This window comes from Geminicoccus flavidas, from assembly GCF_009806515.1.
In the GTDB taxonomy this organism is placed as follows: Bacteria; Pseudomonadota; Alphaproteobacteria; order Geminicoccales; family Geminicoccaceae; genus Geminicoccus; species Geminicoccus flavidus.
The window spans coordinates 1-3498 of sequence record NZ_WUJP01000975.1; the positions used below are offsets into that span (position 1 = coordinate 1).

Here is a 3498-nt window from a genome sequence, read left to right on the forward strand (position 1 = left end):
CCACGGGCGAGCCGGAGATCAGGGTGGCCTTCGGCGCATTCTGGCCAGCAATCGCGACATCCTCGCCGAGCAGACCAGCGATCGCGGCAGGCTCGGCCATCACCAGAGCCATCGCACCCTGGCCAGCGAGCCCGGCCTGCAGCCGGCTGCGCTCGACCACGATCCGCAGTCCCTCCACCTCGTCGAGCGCGCCGGCCACGACCGCCGCGGCGATCTCGCCGACGCTGTGACCGGCCACGGCGGCGGGATGCACGCCGCGTTCCGCCAGTAGCTGGACGGCACCCAGCTGCCAGGCATAGAGGGCCGGCTGGGCGAAGGCAGGCTCCTCGATGCGCTGGGCGAGCCGGCCGTCGCCCAGCAGGTCGCGCAGCCGCCAGTCGCAGCCGAGCGCCGGCAACTGCCCGTCCAGGCGCTCAACCAGCGCCGCGAAGCCGGGCGAGCGGGCCAGCAGGTCGCGGCCCATGCCCGGCCACACCCCGCCATTGCCGGAGAACACCAGGACCGGATCGCCGCCCGCATCGTCCGCACGCGGCCGCGCGCGCAGCAGCACATGGCAGTTGGTCCCGCCGAAGCCGAACGAGCTGACCCCGGCGGTGGGCGGGTGCGGGCGGTCCGGCCAGGGCTCGGCCCGGTCCTGTACCTGGAGACCCAGTGCATCGAATTCGATGTGCGGGCTGGGGTTCTGGAAATGCAGGCTCGGCGGGAGCCGGCGCCGATTGAGCGCCAGCACGGTCTTGATCAGCCCGGCCGCACCTGCCGCCGCCTCCAGATGACCGATATTGGTCTTGACCGAGCCGATCCTGAGCCGGCCGGACGGCGGCCGGCCCCGCCCGAGCACGGCGCCCAGCGCGCCAGCCTCGATCGGATCGCCCAGCGCCGTGCCGGTGCCGTGCGCCTCCACATAGTCGATGCTTTCGGGCGAGAGCCGTGCCGCGGCCAGCGCGTCCTCCAGCATGGCGCGCTGCGCATCGGGATTGGGTGCGGTCAGCCCGTTGCTGGGACCGTCATTGTTGACGGCACTGCCCAGGATGACGGCGTAGATGCGGTCGCCGTCCGCCTCTGCCCGCGACAGGGGCTTGAGCGCCACCAGTCCGCCGCCCTCGCCGCGAACATAGCCATTGGCCCGGGCGTCGAAGGCTTTGCAGCGCCCGTCCGGCGCCATCGCGCCGAACTTGGTCATGGCGATAGTGCTCTCCGGCGCCAGCACCAGATGGACGCCGCCCGCCAGGGCCAGCTCGGATTCGCCGCTGCGCAGGCTCAGGCAGGCCAGCTGCACGGCGACCAGGGCGGACGAGCAGGCAGTGTTGACGGTGAGGCTGGGCCCCTCCAGCCCCATCGCGTAGGAGATCCGCGCGCTGACGATGCTGGTGTCCTGGCCGGTGGCGGTATGCTGGACGATCCCTTCGGGTCCCATCAGGAGCCGGGCATAGTCGGACCACATCGCACCCAGGAACACGCCGGCGCGCCGCCCGGCCAACTGCGACGGCCGCCAGCCCGCATCCTCGAACGCTTCCCAGGCCAACTCCAGCGCCAGGCGCTGCTGCGGGTCCATCTGGGCCGCCTCGCGCGGGCTGATGCCGAAGAAATCCGCGTCGAACTGGTCGACCCCGTCGAGAAAGCCGCCAAAGCGCGTGTTCATGCGGCCGGGACGCGCCGGATCAGGATCGAACAGCCGCCCGATCGGCCAGCGTTCCGCCGGAACCTCGCGGACTGCATCGACGCCATCCATCAGCAGGCGCCAGAACGCTTCCGGATCGGCGGCACCCGGCACGCGGCAGGACAGGCCGACCACGGCGATCGACTCGTCTGGCGAGAGCGGCACCGGCGGCGGGCGCCGCCCGGTCACCTGCTCGCCCGCCAAGTGGCGCGCCAGCCGGTCGAGGGTCGGATGATCCCAGACGACCGTGGCCGGCAGCGCTCTGCCCAGCGCCTGGGCCAGTGCCTGGATCAGGCTGCGGGCCCCAGCCGAATCTAGCCCGTAGCGGTGGAAGCGCTCGTTCTCGTCGATGGCGGCCGGCTCCAGACCGAGCTGCCGCGCCAGGGCACCGCGCAGGAGGGCGCGAAGCTCGGTGGCGGCACCCGCCTCACTCATCCGTGCTGAAGCGCTTCGGCAAAGAGGTCGGCGCCGAGCGCATCGGCGACGGCATCGCGCTGCTCGGCCAGGTAGAAGTGGCCGCCCGAAAAGATTCGCCGCCGCGTGGGCCCGCTCACCAGCCGCGACCAGCCATCGCTCATCGGAGGTGCCGATTGCGGATCCTGGTCACCGCCATAGAAGGCGAGTCGGCATGGCAGAGGCGGCTCCGGCACGAAGCGATAGGTCTCGAACATCGCGAAGTCGGCCTTGAGCGTCGGGAGGAACAGCTCCATCAGCTCCGGCTCCTCCAGGATGACCTGGGGGATGCCGCCATAGCGCGCCTGGATCTCCGCGACGAACGCCTGATCGGGCAGGAGATGCAGCGGGGGCTCGTCCAGCACCAGGTCCGGAGCCCGGCGGCCCGAGGCGATCAGGGCATCCGGCAAGGCCAGCCCACGCCGGCGCAGCTCCCGCGCCAGCTCGAAGGCCACCAGCGCACCCATGCTGTGGCCGAACAGCGAGTAGGACGGAGCGAGCTCCGGTGCCAGCGCATCGGCCAGGGCGGTGACCAATGCAGTCATTCGGTCATAGGGGCGCTCGCGGAACCGGGATTCCCGGCCGGGCAGCAGGACGGCGCGCAGCTCGACCGGCTCGGGCAGCCGGGCGGCCAGCGGGACGAACATGGAGGCGCCGCCGCCGGCATGGGGCAGGCAGTAGAGCCGATGGCTCGCGGCCGGGCGCCGGACCGGTACCGAGCACCATGTCCCGCTCAACTTTCGGCTCCCCCCTCAGGATCGGCGGTGTTCTGCAGTGTGTCGCCGTACAGCTTTATCCTTAGCAGGACATGACTTAAAGGCTAGCTGCAATGCTTCCGGCGCGGCACTTTAGCTGCGTCGGTCCGGATGGAACGGCCTTCCGGCATCCTCCAGTGAGAGAAATCCTGTGCCATGCCGCATCAGGCCGTCGTCTTTCGCCGTGTTCGTTCCGATTCTTCCAGGAATGTGAATGATGACAGGTCCGGCGGCGACTTCCGGCACTTCGCCATCGACGACGACCTGATTCCCACGCCGCTGCGGGCGGAGCGGGACCGGCGCAAGGTTGAGATCGTGGCGGGGCGCAAGCGGGGCAGCTGGCGCGGCCTGGCCGTGTTCCTGGCGCTGGCGGTCTATCTGGTGCGCTACCGGATCAATCTCTGGATCCACAAGGACGCCGACGAGCGCAACGCCAGGGAGCTGCGCGCGCTGTTCGAGCATTTCGGCGGGCTGTGGGTGAAGCTCGGCCAGCTCCTGTCGCTGCGCACCGACATGTTCTCCGATGCGATGTGCCGAGAACTGTCGCGCCTGCAGTTCGAGGCAGTGGGCTTCCCGGCGGAACTCGCGGTGGCGGAGATCGAGAAGGAGCTGCGGGGCCGCGTGGCCCACCAT

The 3498-nt window shown here is 70.6% G+C and carries 2 protein-coding genes and 1 pseudogene; 1 reads left to right on the top strand and 2 read right to left on the bottom strand.

All coding sequences use genetic code 11. From position 1 onward, the window contains the following. Positions 1–2092, bottom strand: a 2092-nt coding sequence (locus EQG76_RS27825) for a type I polyketide synthase (protein ID WP_159718317.1), incomplete at its 3' end; no start/stop codon positions are given. Beyond that, the gene (locus EQG76_RS27830; protein WP_159718318.1) at positions 2089–2847 is read right to left on the bottom strand and encodes a thioesterase II family protein; all 759 of its coding nucleotides are present in this window, start codon (positions 2845–2847) and stop codon (positions 2089–2091) included. The genes EQG76_RS27830 and EQG76_RS27825, both read right to left, overlap by 4 nt. Positions 2848–3075: 228 nt before the next feature. On the opposite strand from EQG76_RS27830, the pseudogene EQG76_RS27835 reads away from it, so the two are divergent. Next, positions 3076–3498, top strand: a pseudogene (locus EQG76_RS27835) (hypothetical protein); the annotation flags it as partial.